18 protein-coding genes and 1 riboswitch are annotated in these 15,071 nt (G+C 47.8%); all 18 genes read left to right on the top strand.

Features of this window, described 5'->3' with window-relative positions; genetic code table 11:
• Nucleotides 1-96: 96 nt before the first annotated feature.
• The 18 genes from OB236_RS12750 (at nt 97) to OB236_RS12665 (ending at nt 14,921) form a co-directional block, all read left to right on the top strand.
• Nucleotides 97-1,167, top strand: a complete 1,071-nt coding sequence (locus tag OB236_RS12750) for an L-threonylcarbamoyladenylate synthase (RefSeq protein ID WP_262684323.1) — start codon at nt 97-99, stop codon at nt 1,165-1,167.
• An 84-nt stretch (nt 1,168-1,251) separates the two neighbouring features.
• Entirely contained in the window at nt 1,252-1,815 is a 564-nt protein-coding gene (locus tag OB236_RS12745; protein ID WP_262684322.1) for a manganese efflux pump MntP, read from the top strand.
• Between the two features lie 108 nt (nt 1,816-1,923).
• The gene (locus OB236_RS12740) at nt 1,924-2,502 is read left to right on the top strand and encodes a low molecular weight protein arginine phosphatase (protein WP_076233557.1); all 579 of its coding nucleotides are present in this window, start codon (nt 1,924-1,926) and stop codon (nt 2,500-2,502) included.
• Between the two features lie 85 nt (nt 2,503-2,587).
• Nucleotides 2,588-2,668: riboswitch (ZMP/ZTP riboswitch) on the top strand.
• Between the two features lie 162 nt (nt 2,669-2,830).
• Complete coding sequence (rpiB, locus tag OB236_RS12735; RefSeq protein WP_076233556.1) at nt 2,831-3,289, top strand: ribose 5-phosphate isomerase B; 459 nt, start codon at nt 2,831-2,833, stop codon at nt 3,287-3,289.
• A gap of 35 nt (nt 3,290-3,324) precedes the next feature.
• Nucleotides 3,325-3,894 carry a TIGR01440 family protein gene (locus OB236_RS12730; RefSeq protein ID WP_262684321.1) on the top strand — a complete coding sequence of 190 codons (570 nt, stop codon included), beginning with the start codon at nt 3,325-3,327 and terminating at the stop codon, nt 3,892-3,894.
• A gap of 69 nt (nt 3,895-3,963) precedes the next feature.
• Nucleotides 3,964-5,211: a serine hydroxymethyltransferase gene (gene glyA, locus OB236_RS12725; protein WP_262684320.1), complete on the top strand. Its 1,248-nt coding sequence runs from the start codon at nt 3,964-3,966 to the stop codon at nt 5,209-5,211.
• A 342-nt stretch (nt 5,212-5,553) separates the two neighbouring features.
• A complete protein-coding gene (gene upp / locus OB236_RS12720; RefSeq protein WP_076233553.1) occupies nt 5,554-6,183 on the top strand; it encodes a uracil phosphoribosyltransferase in 630 nt (209 codons plus the stop codon).
• Nucleotides 6,184-6,239: 56 nt separating this feature from the next.
• Complete coding sequence (gene wecB, locus OB236_RS12715) at nt 6,240-7,382, top strand: non-hydrolyzing UDP-N-acetylglucosamine 2-epimerase (RefSeq protein ID WP_262684319.1); 1,143 nt, start codon at nt 6,240-6,242, stop codon at nt 7,380-7,382.
• Between the two features lie 174 nt (nt 7,383-7,556).
• The gene (locus OB236_RS12710) at nt 7,557-7,778 is read left to right on the top strand and encodes an AtpZ/AtpI family protein (protein ID WP_076233551.1); all 222 of its coding nucleotides are present in this window, start codon (nt 7,557-7,559) and stop codon (nt 7,776-7,778) included.
• Nucleotides 7,779-8,174, top strand: coding sequence for an ATP synthase subunit I (locus OB236_RS12705; RefSeq protein WP_076233550.1), 396 nt, complete (start codon nt 7,779-7,781; stop codon nt 8,172-8,174). It abuts the gene before it with no gap.
• A gap of 33 nt (nt 8,175-8,207) precedes the next feature.
• Nucleotides 8,208-8,906: a F0F1 ATP synthase subunit A gene (atpB, locus tag OB236_RS12700; RefSeq protein WP_076233549.1), complete on the top strand. Its 699-nt coding sequence runs from the start codon at nt 8,208-8,210 to the stop codon at nt 8,904-8,906.
• Between the two features lie 74 nt (nt 8,907-8,980).
• Complete coding sequence (atpE, locus tag OB236_RS12695; RefSeq protein WP_076233548.1) at nt 8,981-9,205, top strand: F0F1 ATP synthase subunit C; 225 nt, start codon at nt 8,981-8,983, stop codon at nt 9,203-9,205.
• A 78-nt stretch (nt 9,206-9,283) separates the two neighbouring features.
• Nucleotides 9,284-9,769: a F0F1 ATP synthase subunit B gene (atpF, locus tag OB236_RS12690; RefSeq protein ID WP_076233547.1), complete on the top strand. Its 486-nt coding sequence runs from the start codon at nt 9,284-9,286 to the stop codon at nt 9,767-9,769.
• Nucleotides 9,766-10,317 (top strand): F0F1 ATP synthase subunit delta, encoded by a 552-nt coding sequence (locus OB236_RS12685; protein ID WP_076233546.1) that lies wholly within the window; start codon nt 9,766-9,768, stop codon nt 10,315-10,317. Before atpF ends, OB236_RS12685 begins: the two co-directional genes overlap by 4 nt.
• A gap of 16 nt (nt 10,318-10,333) precedes the next feature.
• Entirely contained in the window at nt 10,334-11,851 is a 1,518-nt protein-coding gene (atpA, locus tag OB236_RS12680; protein WP_262684318.1) for a F0F1 ATP synthase subunit alpha, read from the top strand.
• A gap of 122 nt (nt 11,852-11,973) precedes the next feature.
• A complete protein-coding gene (atpG, locus tag OB236_RS12675) occupies nt 11,974-12,834 on the top strand; it encodes an ATP synthase F1 subunit gamma (RefSeq protein ID WP_076233544.1) in 861 nt (286 codons plus the stop codon).
• A gap of 136 nt (nt 12,835-12,970) precedes the next feature.
• Complete coding sequence (atpD, locus tag OB236_RS12670; RefSeq protein WP_262684317.1) at nt 12,971-14,377, top strand: F0F1 ATP synthase subunit beta; 1,407 nt, start codon at nt 12,971-12,973, stop codon at nt 14,375-14,377.
• A gap of 142 nt (nt 14,378-14,519) precedes the next feature.
• The gene (locus OB236_RS12665) at nt 14,520-14,921 is read left to right on the top strand and encodes a F0F1 ATP synthase subunit epsilon (protein WP_076233542.1); all 402 of its coding nucleotides are present in this window, start codon (nt 14,520-14,522) and stop codon (nt 14,919-14,921) included.
• Nucleotides 14,922-15,071 lie beyond the last annotated feature (150 nt).

The raw sequence follows: 15,071 nt of genomic DNA, 5'->3' as shown, positions 1-15,071 counted from the left end.
GGGCAAGCCCTTGAGACCAAATAGATATTATGATGAATACATGCAGGAATTTTGAACCATGAACAATGGATCCTGCACAGATTGGAGGCCTATGCGATGACAAAATTATGGAAAGCTACTGGCGACGATCTGGAGCTCGAGGAGCTGACAGAGCCCGCGCGAATTCTTCGCGAAGGTGGGTTGATCGCGTTTCCTACGGAAACGGTATATGGCCTTGGTGCCGATGCCCGGCAGACAGATGCGGTCAATAAGATTTTCATGGCAAAAGGACGGCCCTCAGATAATCCGCTTATTGTACATATTGCAAATCGGTCTCAAATGGCAGGGCTGGCAGCTCCTCCGGATGAGACTGTTTCGCGTTTGCTGGATCTTTTTTGGCCTGGGCCTCTGACAGTCGTTCTTCCTATCAAACCAGGCGTTCTCTCACCTCTGGTCACAGCAGGCCTGTCTACGGTTGGGCTGCGTATGCCGGACCACCCGGTCGCCTTGCAGCTGCTTAGGGCTGCTGGCTGTCCAGTAGCAGCCCCCAGTGCGAACAGCTCAGGGCGGCCAAGCCCTACAACAGCCGCACATGTGTACGATGATCTGGCCGGTCGAATTGACGGTATTGTGGATGGGGGGGCTACAGGCGTTGGTCTGGAATCCACAGTGGTCGAATACACAGCGCCGATCGGGGATGGAGGAGGCGTGCTTCATATTTTGCGGCCAGGTGGTGTATCGGCTGAGCAATTGATTATGGCGCTGCCTGGCATCGAGGTGCGCGAAGCCTCTGTACACCCGGATTCATCCTTAGCGCCACGCGCCCCTGGGATGAAGTACGCGCACTACGCGCCTCGCGGTGCGATGACCCTCGTTCAGGGCAGCGCTCCTGAACAGGTGCTCGCTCGCCTCCAGCGCGAGCTCGACCAAGCCCACGCACGCGGAGAGCGTACAGGCGTACTCACTTATCGTGAGCACGCCGATGCACTGCGCGCGGATACGGTTGTCGCCTGCGGAAGCCTGGGCGACCTTGAATCCGTTGCGCACGGGCTGTACGCCGCGCTGCGCCAATTCGATGAAGCCGGCGCGGACTTCATCGTAGCCGAAGCCTGCCCCGAATCGGGTATCGGGGCCGCTATTATGAACCGGCTGCGCAAAGCGGCAGCCAACCGTATTATCCACGTGTAGCAGCAGCCATAAGTCCAAACCCAGTCATGATTCTCTACTTGTCCGCATATGTTGATGAAGAACAGGACAGGGGGTCGACAGGAGATGGACTGGGCGTCACCACTGATGGTGGGGCAATTCATAACCATACTGGTCATGGCAGTAGCCTTAGGTCTGGATGCGTTATCGCTGGGTATCGGAATCGGGATGAAGGGCATTCGAAAGTGGGATATCCTCAAGCTGAGCCTGATGATTGCGGTATTCCATATGGTCATGCCGCTTGCGGGTATGTTTATGGGCAGCTATATGGGTTCGTTATTAGGTGGAGTAGCGACGATAGCAGGAGGCATCCTGCTTGTGATTCTTGGTATACATATGATCTACAATTCCTTGAAAGGGGAGGCGGCGAAATCCGTTGATCATAAAACCTTTCTGGGCATGCTGCTGTTTGCGATTAGTGTCAGCATCGATTCATTCTCCGTCGGCGTATCGCTGGGCATGTTTGCCGGTGACCGTGCGCTGACGGTACTGATGTTCGGTACGGTAGGTGGAGTCATGTCCATTACCGGATTGATGCTTGGCCGTAAAGCGGGACGTTGGGTCGGAGAGTACGGGGAAGCCGTAGGTGGAGTCATTCTGCTGGCATTCGGTGCACGCTTTTTATTATGAATCGGATTCAGGGCTACAGCTACATATCCATTTTTACGTCGTTTTGAGGTACAATAGGAATAGGGCTCAACAGCCAATCATCATAGAGGAGAAAGGCGGGGATTTCTAATGAACCGAATATTGTTTGTGTGTACCGGGAATACGTGCCGCAGTCCGATGGCAGAAGGTATGCTTCGCGCGATGTTGAAAGAGCAGGGGATGAATCACATAGAAGTCCGTTCGGCCGGGACCTCAGCGGGTGATGGCTATCCTGTTTCCACTAATGCAGCAGTTATATTGCGGGAAAAAGATGCTTTGCAGGCGATTAGCTCTTCCTCATTAACAGGATCTTTGCTGGATTGGGCAGATGTGGTGCTCACCATGACCACGAGTCACAAGCAGCAAGCGATCCAGCGTTTCCCGGCATTCGTAGACAAGATGCACACACTCAAAGAATTTGTGAGTGATGATCCTTCCGCTAAAGCGCGTATGGACGAGTTGGCTGCGTTGATTGCTGAGCTTCAGTTCAAGCAGTCTTTATCCCAGCAGGTGACGATGGAGGAACGAGCGAGAGTGAGACAACTGGAGCAGTCTTTGCCCGACTATGATATTGCCGACCCGTTCGGCGGATCTTTATCGCTATACAGACAGTGCGCAGCAGAAATCGAGGAATGCCTGCATCGGTTGGTACGACGTCTTAAAGCGTGAGATTTTTTGAAAAAAAGTTCAAGGAAATAGGTTTTTTTACGGCTTTACAGCCTTGATCATTTCCGTTATGATAAGAATAAGAAGCAGGACCTGATGTAACTGGCGACGAGTGGGGCTTACCACAATGGAGCATCGGGGCATACGGCCGGTCGCCTGGGCAAAGAGCATTGCAGTGCTGATAGTGGCATGCAGTATGCTCTTTTTTCGTTTAGGATTCACCATATTTGATTTCATTTTTCTGTACGCATTACGGTATAATGGACAAATTGGATGACAATCAAACTCATCATACGATAGTGTCCAGAAAACTTGTCAGGAGGCGCATCAAATGAAGATAGTAATAGGCTCTGATCATGCAGGCGTTCAGTTGAAGGATGGAATTATTAAGCTTGTGCAATCTTTGGGCCATGATGTGACAGACGTAGGCTGTCATAGCACGGATTCCGTGGATTATTCGGATTATGCGATCGAGGTTTGCAATAAGGTTGCCGCAGGAACGGCCGACAGAGGGATCTTGCTTTGTGGGACGGGAATTGGAATGACGATTGCAGCTAACAAAATCGCCGGCATTCGCTGTGCGCTTGTACACGATCTGTTTTCGGCCCAAATGACCCGTCAGCACAATGATTCCAACGTACTGGCAATGGGGGAACGTATTGTCGGACCGGGACTGGCTGAATCCATTGTGAAGGTTTGGCTCGAAACCGAGTTTTCCAACGGTGAACGTCACGTGAACCGCATTCACAAAGTAATGGAATTGGAAGACAAAGTCACTCCTCAATCGTAATCATTCGTACAGCTTGACGAAGGAGGCAACGGGGTATGGACATTCAGTCACAGGTAGAACAAGTGCTGCGTGAGCTGGTACAGGCAGGTAATATCCAGACAGGACAGCTGCTTGTGATCGGGACGAGTACGAGCGAGGTGATGGGTCATCACATTGGTACTTCAGGCACAGAAACGGCTGCCCAGCCTATCTTCGCTGCGATTGAAGCCGTTCGCGTCGAGGCGGGTTTTTACCCGGTATTTCAATGCTGTGAGCATTTGAATCGGGCGTTAGTCATGGAGCGTGCAGCGATGCTGGCTTACCGGCTGGAGCCGGTGTCGGCGATTCCCGTTCCGCGTGCAGGCGGCTCTATGGCTTCATATGCCTACAAGCATTTGCAGCAGGCCTGTCTCGTTGAAGCCGTGTCGGCCCATGCAGGCATAGATATCGGCGGAACGCTGATCGGGATGCATCTGAAGCCGGTCGCGATACCGCTGCGTCCCTCGATCCGGATCATTGGCCATGCCTCGGTGCAAATGGCCTATACCCGTCCGAAGCTCATTGGTGGTGCTCGGGCTGTATATGTGGTAGATGAGAGTTCTGCTGACAACGGATTTTGTGATTAAACCCAATTAACTATAATGTAGAAGCTTACGAAGTAAGTTTTCTGCGAAAATCTAAAGGAGGATTTTATTATGGAACAATTACGTAAGCAGGACCCCAAAATCGTGGAGGCTATGAATCTTGAAATCGGTCGTCAACGTGACAAAATCGAATTGATCGCATCGGAAAACTTCGTCAGCGAGGCGGTACTGCAAGCAATGGGTACGGTACTGACCAATAAATACGCTGAAGGCTACCCTGGCAGACGTTATTATGGTGGTTGTGAGTATGTAGACATTGTAGAGGACATCGCTCGTGATCGTGCCAAGGAATTATTTGGAGCCGAGCATGCCAACGTACAGCCGCATTCCGGCGCTCAAGCCAACATGGCTGTTTACTTGGCAGCTCTACAGCCTGGAGATACGGTATTGGGCATGAGCTTGGCTCACGGTGGTCACTTGACCCACGGCAGCCCGGTTAATGCATCCGGTATTTTATACAACTTCGTTTCCTACGGTGTTAGCGAAAGCGACTCCCGTATCGATTATAATGATGTGCGCAAAGCGGCATTCAAACATAAGCCTCGTATGATCGTAGCTGGTGCCAGCGCATATCCACGTACGATTGATTTTGAAGCTCTGGCGTCGATCGCTAATGATGTAGGCGCATTGCTCTTTGTTGATATGGCACATATCGCTGGTCTGGTAGCGGCTGGTCTGCATCCAAACCCGGTTCCACATGCACACTTTGTAACGACGACTACCCATAAAACACTTCGTGGTCCTCGCGGCGGTATGATCTTGTGCCGTAAACCATGGGCTGCTGCCATCGATAAAGCTGTATTTCCTGGTACCCAAGGTGGTCCTTTGATGCATATTATTGCTGCTAAGGCTGTATCCTTTGGCGAAGCTTTGCAGCCGGAATTCAAAACTTACGCACAAAAGGTTGTCAACAATGCCAAAGCATTAGCGGAAGCTCTAATTTCCGAAGGTATCGATCTTGTATCCGGTGGTACCGATAACCATTTGATGCTGATCGACCTGCGCAACACGAGCATCAGCGGTAAAGAAGCTGAGCACTTGCTGGATGAAGTTGGGGTTACGGTTAATAAAAATGCGATTCCTTTCGATCCAGCCAAGCCGATGGTAACCAGTGGTGTTCGTGTTGGTACTCCGGCTGCAACTTCCCGCGGTATGGATGAAGAAGCAATGAAAACTATTGCCAAGATCATTGCCTTGACTTTGAAAAATCCAACTGATGCTGCTGTACATGACAAAGTCCGCGGTATGGTTAAAGATTTGACTGCACAGTTCCCTTTGTATCCGGGCCTGTCCTACTAATACCTGATTATCAGGCTCGCCTCCTCAACTAACGAGTGCGATCTATAGACCATAGCCAAGAGGCTGGAGATGATGTAGAGATCTCCGGCCTCTTCATGATTTCAGGAAACGGCCTGGGACCACTCCGAAACTGAGCAGCGATTGACACGCCATGAACGCTCTTCGCATTGGCTTCTATGAGTTCGTACATGAATAGGAACGGTACATTCATTGCGTCCAGCCCGCCTTTTTACGCTGGAGCCTGACAGTCGCTGAGTCTGTCGTCAATGCGCGAAACTTGTTGGGATAACATCTCACAGGTGTGGTATAATAGACGAGATTTGGCGTAAAGGGGAATTGTTTATGGGAAAATTATTTGTGTGTGATCATCCGTTGATCCAGCATAAGCTTACGTACATACGGGATGAATCCACACTAACCAAAGATTTTCGCGAATTGGTAGATGAAGTATCGACACTGATGGCGTACGAAATTACAAGAGACATTCCGCTTGAAACCGTGCAAGTCAAAACACCAGTGACCACGACGGATTGCAAAGTGATTTCGGGCAGAATGCTGGGACTTATCCCGATTTTGCGTGCAGGACTTGGCATGGTAGATGGTATTCTGAGATTAGTACCCGCAGCCAAGGTAGGTCATATCGGCTTGTACCGTGATCCAGAGACACTTGAGCCTGTTGAGTATTATGTAAAGCTGCCTACCGATGTACAGGAACGGGAATTGATCGTGATAGACCCGATGCTGGCAACCGGAGGTTCTGCGAATGCAGCTATAACGGCGCTGAAGAGCAGAGGCTGCTCGCAGATCAAGCTGATGTGCCTCATTGCGGCGCCCGAGGGTATTCACGCTGTACAGCAAACGCATCCCGATGTGGATATATATGTAGCAGCTATTGACGACTATTTGAATGACCACGGTTACATCGTTCCCGGACTGGGAGATGCAGGTGATCGTCTGTTCGGTACGAAATAAAAATCAGCAAGCAGATGAATCTATAACAGAAAATGTACATAGGGGGACAGCCGTCCATGGGTAAAACCAAAGTAATAACGATTTTCGGAACCCGGCCGGAAGCCATCAAGATGGCGCCGCTGGTACTTGAGCTTCAAAAGCATTCTGAATTTATCGACTCACGTGTATGCGTTACCGCACAACATAGGGAATTGCTGGATCAGGTTCTGGAAACATTCCATATTACACCTGACCATGATTTAGATGTCATGAAGGATCGTCAAACATTGAACGAAGTGACCGTACGGGTGCTTCAAGGGCTGGACCCGGTATTCCGCGAAGAAAAGCCGGACCTGGTGCTCGTACACGGAGACACGTTAACGACATTCCTGGCCAGCTATGCGGCTTTCTTACAGCAGATCCAGGTGGGTCATGTGGAAGCAGGTTTGCGTACCTGGAACAAAATGTCACCGTATCCGGAAGAAATGAATCGCCAACTGACCGGCGTATTATCCGATCTGCATTTTGCTCCGACCCAGTTATCTGCCGACAACCTGCGCAAAGAGAATAAGTCAGAGGCAACAATCTTCGTAACAGGAAATACGGTGACAGATGTGTTCCAGTATACGGTGCAGAATGACTTTACCCACAATGTACTGGATTGGGCAGCAGGTAAGCGTCTGATCCTGATGACCGCGCATCGCCGCGAAGCACAAGGTGAGCCACATCGGCAAATTTTCCGTGCCGTGCGTCGGATTGCTGATGAGTTTGACGATATTGCCATCGTGTATCCAGTTCACCCGAGTCCAGCTGTAAGAGAGCCGGCCTACGAAATGCTGGGTGATCATCCGCGTATCAAGCTCGTAGATCCGCTAGATGTACTGGAGCTGCACAATTTATATCCGCATACCCACATGATTTTGACTGATTCCGGTGGGTTGCAGGAGGAAGCTCCTTCGTATGGAGTGCCAGTTTTAGTTCTACGTGAAACAACAGAGCGGCCGGAAGGTATTGATGCAGGAACGCTGGAGCTTGTCGGAACCGACGAAGAGCATGTGTATAATCGAACCCGTGCATTGCTGACAGATCCGGTATTGTATGAAAAAATGAGTCAGGCTGCCAACCCCTACGGCGATGGAAAAGCATCGGAACGGATCGTGCAAGCCATCCTTTACCATTTTGGACATGCTACAGCAAGACCGGAGTCATTCCAACCGTGACAATCCTATGACAAACGTCAGAGCGTGCAGTAGTACTGTTTGGTTTGGAATTGCTAAAAACGTTGATATAACAGCATTTTTAAGAATTTCATCCACAGTTATTTAGAGAGAAAGACAATTGACAAACCCGACGTTGCTTCGTTACAATAAGTGAGGATTCTCAGGAGGGTGTATATGAAACAGCCAAACCGTAATGATAATCCATGGCGTGCAGCTGCTTTAACGACGGCTATCGGAATTGATCTTGTTGTCTGTTTACTGGCAGGGTATTGGTTTGGAGATTGGTTAAGCCAAACACTTGGCGGGCAGTTGTGGTTACTGGGTGGTTTTTTGCTGGGGCTTACGGCTGGAATCATTAGCATTTATTTTATGATTAAGCAGTACGGAGGGCTATAAATGAACGAGTTTACGGCCCATCTGAAAACGTTTCAAAACGTCTTTCTATTTTTCTTATCCTTTTGTCTGGTTGCTTGGGCGCTTTTCGTGGAATACCGACCCTATTCAGCAGGTTTGATGCTGGGGGCTGCCGTTAGTATGATTAACGCAAGGTATCTGGCCTGGAAAATTCGCAAGCTATCGGATAAGGTTATCACCGCTCCACCAGGGCAAGGGATTCCGAGCAAGGCTAACATAGGCTTTCTGACTAGAGCGGCCATAGGAGGTTTGGCGGGTCTTATCGCAGTCCGGTTTCCGGAGCAATTCGCGTTAAGCACAACCGTCGCTGGATACCTTATCGCTCAATTGGCAACACTTGTATTGGGTATTATTTCTGTCAAAAGATCCAAGAAGTAAATCCATCTGTGGAAAGGGGTGAAATTGGAAAACATGGAGCATCAAGTACCGGGAGTAGAATGGTTTGGATTTCACTTTGATCTGTCAGCGCTTCTCATGATTGGAGTGACCAGTGTTCTGGTATTAATACTCGCGATTGCCGGAACGAGTAAAATTTCGGTAACGAATCCTTCGAAGCTGCAAAACTTTATGGAATGGGTTGTAGAGTTTGTTGAAGGGATCATCGGCAGTACTATTGGTTCTAAACATGGGAAGCCGTTTATAGCACTTGGTTTAACCCTAATTATGTACATTTTCATTGGAAACATGCTGGGGCTGCCGTTCTCGGTCGTAACCTCAGATCACGTGTCATGGTGGAAATCACCGACGGCGGATATTGCCGTTACTGCAGCACTTACGGTTATCGTCATTGCGCTTAGCCACTTTCTGGGTATCACACGCAATACGAAGCACTATTTTGCTCATTACTTTGAGTATAAAGGGGTTATGCTTCCGCTGCATTTGATTGAGGTGGTATCCAAGCCGCTGACGCTTGCTTTCCGTCTATACGGAAATATTTATGCAGGTGAAATTATGATTGGTGTCATTTTGGGAGCGGGTTGGTTTGGAATATTCCCTCTAGCCATATGGCAAGGTTTTAGTGTGTTCGTTGGCGCCATTCAGGCATTTGTATTTACAATGTTGACAATGGTTTATATTTCACAAACGTTGATTCACGAAGAGTCTCACTAAGGTACAAGACTTACCTCGGGAAAGTCTCGAGTTATTTATAAAAAAACTTTACAATTTAAGGGAGGATTTTCTTAATGGGAGCTTTAGCATTAGTAGCAGCAGCAATCGTATTTGGTTTAGGGGCACTTGGTGCAGGTATTGGTAATGGTTTGATCGTAGGTCGCGCTTTGGAAGGTATTTCTCGTCAACCTGAACTTCGTGGTACTTTGCAAACAACGATGTTTATCGGGGTAGGTCTGGTAGAAGCAATGCCGGTTGTTGCATTGGTTCTTGCATTCATCTTGATGGGTCGTGCTTAAGAAATCGTTTGGCGGGGATGGTTGCAAAAGCCTCCACGCCTTCGTTTTGCCTACGCTATGAGAAGGGAGTGACGTTACTTGCATATTGAATGGTCCACGTTTTTTATTCAAATCGTAGCCTTCTTGCTTCTATATTTACTGCTGCAAAAGCTGGCGTTCGGTCCTTTGTTTGGCATGATGGAAAAACGCAGACAGCTTGTTAAGGATCAAATTCAAACGGCTGAAAATAACCGGAAGCAGGCTGAGCAATTGTTAGAGGAGCAAAAGCTGGCTCTACAACAGACTCGCAAAGAAGCACAAGACATTATCGAACAAGCTAAACAAATCAGTTCCAAACAAGCAGACGAAATTACAGCTGCTGCACGTGCGGAAGCGACTCGCGTGAAAGACGAAGCGATTCGTGATATTGAGAATGAGAAACATAAGGCGGTTGCCGCCCTTCGCAGCCAGGTTGGCGCGATGTCTGTTCTCATTGCTTCCAAAATTATCGAAAAACAAATTGATGAGAAATCTCAAGAGCAATTGGTAGAGCATTACCTGAAAGAGGTAGGAGGCAACCAATGAGCCAGGATACCATCGTAGCCAAAAGATACGCAAAAGCGCTTTTTGAGCTAGCCAAAGAACAGAACAAGATTGCTCAGGTAGAAGAAGAACTGAAGTTTATCGTAGCGGTTTTAAAGGAAAACAGTGATTTGCACAAGCTGATCAAGCATCCAGGGATCGGGACTGTATCCAAAACAGCGCTGCTGAAAAACATTTTTGAAAGTCAGCTTTCGGAAATTACCTTTAGCACTTTGCTGTTGCTCATCGATAAAGGCAGGGAAGAATTGCTGGAATCGCTAGTTGGTTACTTTGTAACGATTGCCAGTGAGGCTCTTGGTCAGGCAAAAGCCATTGTTTATACGCCGGTCGTTCTTCAACAAGCTGAGCTTGATCATATTGCTGCAACATTCAGCCAATTGGTTGGCAAACAAATTCGTGTTGAAACGGCTATTGATACAAGCTTGTTAGGCGGAATTAAAGTGCGCATCGGTGATCGTCTGTATGACGGCAGTTTATCCGGCAAGCTGGATCGACTGCAAAAATCCTTGAATTCAACTCAAGCACTGTAGATAGGGGTGAGGAAATATGAGTATCAAACCTGAAGAAATCAGTACGCTGATTAAACAGCAAATTGAACAATATAAATCTGACATTCAAGTCGTTGACGTAGGTACAGTTATCACTGTCGGTGATGGTGTTGCTCGTGCGCACGGTCTTGAGAATGTTATGGCAGGCGAATTGCTTGAGTTCCCCAACGGTGTTCTTGGCTATGCCTTTAACTTGGAGGAAAGCAACGTAGGTATCGTTATTTTGGGACCTTTCACGGATATTCGTGAAGGCGATCAAGTAAAGCGTACTGGTCGTATCATGGAGGTTCCTGTTGGTGAAGAATTGATCGGCCGTGTTGTTAACGCGTTGGGTCAACCCGTTGATGGCAATGGTCCTCTGAATACAACAAACACACGTCCGGTTGAATCACCGGCTCCAGGTGTTATGGCTCGTAAATCCGTATTCGAACCGATGCAAACCGGAATTAAAGCGATTGATGCGATGATTCCAGTAGGCCGCGGTCAACGTGAGTTGATCATCGGTGACCGTCAAACAGGTAAAACGGCTATCGCGATCGATACGATTATTAACCAAAAAGGCAACGGCGTGAAGTGTATTTATGTTGCTATTGGTCAAAAACAATCGACTGTCGTTAACGTAGTTGAAACCCTACGTCGTGCTGGCGCTATGGAATACACTATCGTTGTAACAGCAAGTGCTTCCGAGCCTGCTCCAATGTTGTGGCTTGCTCCTTATGCAGGCTGCGCAATGGGTGAATACTTCATGTACAAAGGCGAGCACGTATTGATCGTTTATGATGACTTGTCCAAGCAAGCAGCAGCATACCGTGAGTTGTCGCTCTTGCTTCGTCGTCCACCGGGTCGGGAAGCTTACCCAGGTGACGTTTTCTACCTGCATTCCCGTTTGCTTGAGCGTTCAGCCAAGCTGAGTGATGCACTCGGCGGCGGATCGATCACAGCTCTTCCGTTTATCGAAACGCAAGCTGGTGACGTATCCGCTTATATCCCAACGAACGTTATCTCGATTACAGATGGTCAGATTTTCCTGGAGTCCGATTTGTTCTACTCCGGTCAACGTCCAGCTGTTAACGTAGGTATCTCCGTATCCCGGGTAGGTAGCTCCGCACAAATTAAAGCAATGAAAAAGGTTGCCGGTACGCTGAAGACTGACCTCGCCCAATACCGCGAGTTAGCCGCTTTCGCAGCGTTCGGATCCGATTTGGATAAAGCTACGCAAACTCGTTTGAACCGTGGATTGCGTACATTGGAAATTTTGAAACAAGGCGTTCATCAACCGCTGTCCGTTGAAAAACAAGTCGTTTCGATCTACACGGTTGTTAGAGGACATCTGGATGAATTGCCAGTACAAGATATTCGCCGTTTTGAAGCTGAATTCTTGGCTTTCGTGGATACGAAGCATCCTGAAATTTTCCAAAGTATCCGTGATACGAAAGATTTGACTACGGATAACGAAAATGCTTTGAAAGAAGCGATCAAGCAGTTCCAAAAGGGCTTCGCTACTTCGACTGTATAATAAACAATGAACAAGGGCTTCTCTTTACAGGGAAGCTCGGTGTTCCATTTTAAGTCTTTTAACAGGCTTTTCGAGTGAAGGCTTTTCTTATACAGAGAAGCTTCGAGAGAGAGGTGAGTCAGTTGGCAAAAGGAATGCGCGAAATTAAGCGCCAGATCAAGTCCGTACAAAACACAAAGCAAATCACCAAGGCGATGGAAATGGTAGCTGCATCGAGATTAAGAAAAGCTCAGGCAGCTGCTGAGGCATCACGACCTTACACGGATAAGCTTAAGGAAGTTGTCGGCAGTATCGCTGCAGGCAGCAAAGGTTTGAAGCATCCCATGCTGCAAAATCGTGAAATCAAGAAGACCGGATATCTTGTTGTTACGTCAGACCGCGGTCTCGCTGGTGGCTATAATGCTAACGTACTGCGCAGAGTGATGCAGGAGATCAAGGAAAATCACAAATCACCTAGTGAATATGTGATTTTTGTAATCGGCCGTAAGGGCAGAGATTTCTTCCGTCAACGCAATATCGCGATTGCTGAAGAGGTAACGGGAATTCCTGATTCTCCAAGCTTCGCGGATATCAAATCGATTGCGGCATCGGCAGTGAAAAACTTCGAGAACGGCTCTTTTGACAAGCTGTATCTGGTTTATAACAAATTCGTAAATGCTATCACGCAGGAACCGATGATTAAGCAGCTTTTGCCTATGGAAAACATGGGTGGTGTTGCATCCGTTGCTAACTATGAGTATGAGCCGTCACCTGAGGGTGTACTTGAAGTGTTGCTGCCTAAATATGCGGAAACCTTAATTTATAGTGCGGTATTGGAAGGTAAAGCAAGTGAGTTTGGGGCAAGAATGACGGCAATGAACAATGCGACGAAGAATGCAACCAAGATGATCGGATCCTTGACACTGGTGTATAACCGTGCTCGTCAGGCTTCGATTACACAGGAAATTTCGGAGATTGTTGCCGGTGCAAACGCACAAGCTTAAAACTTGCTAGTAAAGAACGTTTTGCTACAGCAAAACTCAGCACATGCTTACGAAGCAGCTTTATTCAAAAATAAAGCTTTAGGATTTGCTTACGAAGAAAGTTTTGCTTAAGCAAAACTCGAAGGAGGAGAAAACATTGAGCAAAGGACGCGTTGTGAATATAACGGGGCCGGTTGTCGACATTGAGTTCGAACGTGGACAGCTCCCTGAGATTTTGAATGCAATCACAATTGAGAAAAAAGCCGAAAAAGCTGGCGAGCAGGATATCAAGTTAACTGTTGAAGCAGCTGTACATTTGGGCGATAATCTGGTTCGTTGTGTTGCGATGTCAACTACGGATGGTCTTGTTCGTGGTACAGAAGCAATCGATACAGGTGCAGCGATTTCAGTACCGGTAGGTGCAGCAACACTTGGACGTGTATTTAACGTATTGGGTAACCCGATTGACGGTAACGAAGAAGTAGACCGTACATTAACGAGCCCGATTCACAAAAGCGCGCCTGCATTTGAGAACTTGTCAACGCAAGCGGAAATTTTGGAAACAGGTATCAAGGTAATCGACTTGATGGCTCCTTACGTTAAGGGTGGTAAAATCGGCTTGTTCGGTGGTGCCGGCGTAGGTAAAACCGTAACGATGCAGGAATTGATTCACAACATCGCATCCGAGCATGGCGGTATTTCCGTATTTGCCGGTGTTGGTGAGAGAACGCGTGAAGGTAATGACTTGTATCACGAAATGAAAGAATCCGGCGTTATTGACAAAACCGCAATGGTTTTTGGTCAAATGAATGAACCTCCAGGTGCGCGTCTGCGTGTAGCCCTGTCCGGTTTGACAATGGCTGAATATTTCCGTGATCAAGAAGGCCGTGACGTGCTTCTGTTTATCGATAACATTTTCCGGTTTACTCAAGCGGGTTCCGAGGTATCAGCCCTACTTGGACGTATGCCTTCCGCAGTAGGTTACCAGCCAACGCTGGCAACTGAAATGGGTCAATTGCAAGAACGTATTACTTCAACTAAACAAGGCTCTGTAACTTCGATCCAAGCGATCTATGTTCCTGCCGATGACTATACCGATCCGGCTCCTGCTACAGCATTTGCCCACTTGGATGCAACTACAAACCTTGAGCGTAATATTGCTGCAATGGGTATTTTCCCGGCTGTTGATCCACTCGCATCCTCTTCCCGTATTTTGACTCCTGAAATTGTTGGTGAAGAGCACTACAACGTAGCACAAGGTGTTAAGAAAACATTGCAACGCTATAAGGAATTGCTGGATATTATCGCAATTCTGGGTATGGATGAGTTGTCTGAAGAAGACAAGCTTACCGTATACCGTGCAAGACGGATTCAATTGTTCTTCGCTCAACCGCTTCACGTTGCTGAGGCGTTTAACGGGATTCCAGGGCTTTTCGTACCGATTAAAGATACTGTGCGCAGCTTTAAGGAAATTCTTGAAGGTAAGCATGATCATCTTCCGGAGCCTGCATTCCATAACGTGGGTGCAATTGAGCAAGTTATCGAAAAAGCAAAAACCATGTAAGTTCGCATTAGCGAATTGAATGTATGCTACAAATTGAGTTTGCATACGCAAACCATATGAAGTAGAGCTTTCCATATGGAAAGCTCAGATGATGCTTACGAAGTAAAGCTTTCCTTACGGAAAGCTCTTAGGAGGAGTCCAAGTGAGTACTTTCTTGCTGGAAATTGTTACCCCTGAGCGTAAAGTGTACACCGATCAGGTGGACATGATTAGCGTGAAGGGTGCAGAAGGAGAGCTTGGTATTCTGCCAAATCACATCCCTTTGGTGACTCCATTAAAAGTGGCGCCGGTTATCGTGAAACAGGGCGGTAAGCAGCATTATATCGCCGTGAATGGTGGCTTTATGGAGGTACGTAAGGATAAGGTGGTCATATTGGCGGAAAGCGCCGAGCTGCCGGAACAAATTGATGTCGATCGTGCTAAAGAAGCCAAGACGCGTGCTGAACAGCGTATGTCTTCCAAACAGGATCAAGTCGATTTCAAACGCGCTGAACTGGCTTTGCAAAGAGCGGTTAATCGGATCAACGTTTCCAGTAAATCTTAAGGAAACGGACATAAACGGAGGGACACATGTTCCTTCGTTTTTTTGTGTTTTATAAAAAATGTGATATGGAATATTGATTAGACACCTAAACACCCATTTGATATAATTGTGGGGCATATACGAACAGAAGTTATGTGCATGTTCTGATTT

The sequence above is a fragment of the Paenibacillus baimaensis genome, from assembly GCF_025567575.1.
The sequence above is the reverse complement of the archived record's forward strand: the minus strand, read 5'-3'. Positions and strand labels throughout refer to the sequence as shown.

Coding starts and splice junctions, on each gene's coding strand:
- wecB (WP_262684319.1), top strand. CDS start 6,240: ATGGGTAAAACCAAAGTAATAACGATTTTCGGAACCCGGCCGGAAGCC.
- atpA (WP_262684318.1), top strand. CDS start 10,334: ATGAGTATCAAACCTGAAGAAATCAGTACGCTGATTAAACAGCAAATT.
- OB236_RS12730 (WP_262684321.1), top strand. CDS start 3,325: ATGGACATTCAGTCACAGGTAGAACAAGTGCTGCGTGAGCTGGTACAG.
- atpE (WP_076233548.1), top strand. CDS start 8,981: ATGGGAGCTTTAGCATTAGTAGCAGCAGCAATCGTATTTGGTTTAGGG.
- rpiB (WP_076233556.1), top strand. CDS start 2,831: ATGAAGATAGTAATAGGCTCTGATCATGCAGGCGTTCAGTTGAAGGAT.
- upp (WP_076233553.1), top strand. CDS start 5,554: ATGGGAAAATTATTTGTGTGTGATCATCCGTTGATCCAGCATAAGCTT.
- OB236_RS12710 (WP_076233551.1), top strand. CDS start 7,557: ATGAAACAGCCAAACCGTAATGATAATCCATGGCGTGCAGCTGCTTTA.
- OB236_RS12750 (WP_262684323.1), top strand. CDS start 97: ATGACAAAATTATGGAAAGCTACTGGCGACGATCTGGAGCTCGAGGAG.
- glyA (WP_262684320.1), top strand. CDS start 3,964: ATGGAACAATTACGTAAGCAGGACCCCAAAATCGTGGAGGCTATGAAT.
- OB236_RS12740 (WP_076233557.1), top strand. CDS start 1,924: ATGAACCGAATATTGTTTGTGTGTACCGGGAATACGTGCCGCAGTCCG.
- OB236_RS12705 (WP_076233550.1), top strand. CDS start 7,779: ATGAACGAGTTTACGGCCCATCTGAAAACGTTTCAAAACGTCTTTCTA.
- OB236_RS12745 (WP_262684322.1), top strand. CDS start 1,252: ATGGACTGGGCGTCACCACTGATGGTGGGGCAATTCATAACCATACTG.
- atpB (WP_076233549.1), top strand. CDS start 8,208: ATGGAGCATCAAGTACCGGGAGTAGAATGGTTTGGATTTCACTTTGAT.
- OB236_RS12685 (WP_076233546.1), top strand. CDS start 9,766: ATGAGCCAGGATACCATCGTAGCCAAAAGATACGCAAAAGCGCTTTTT.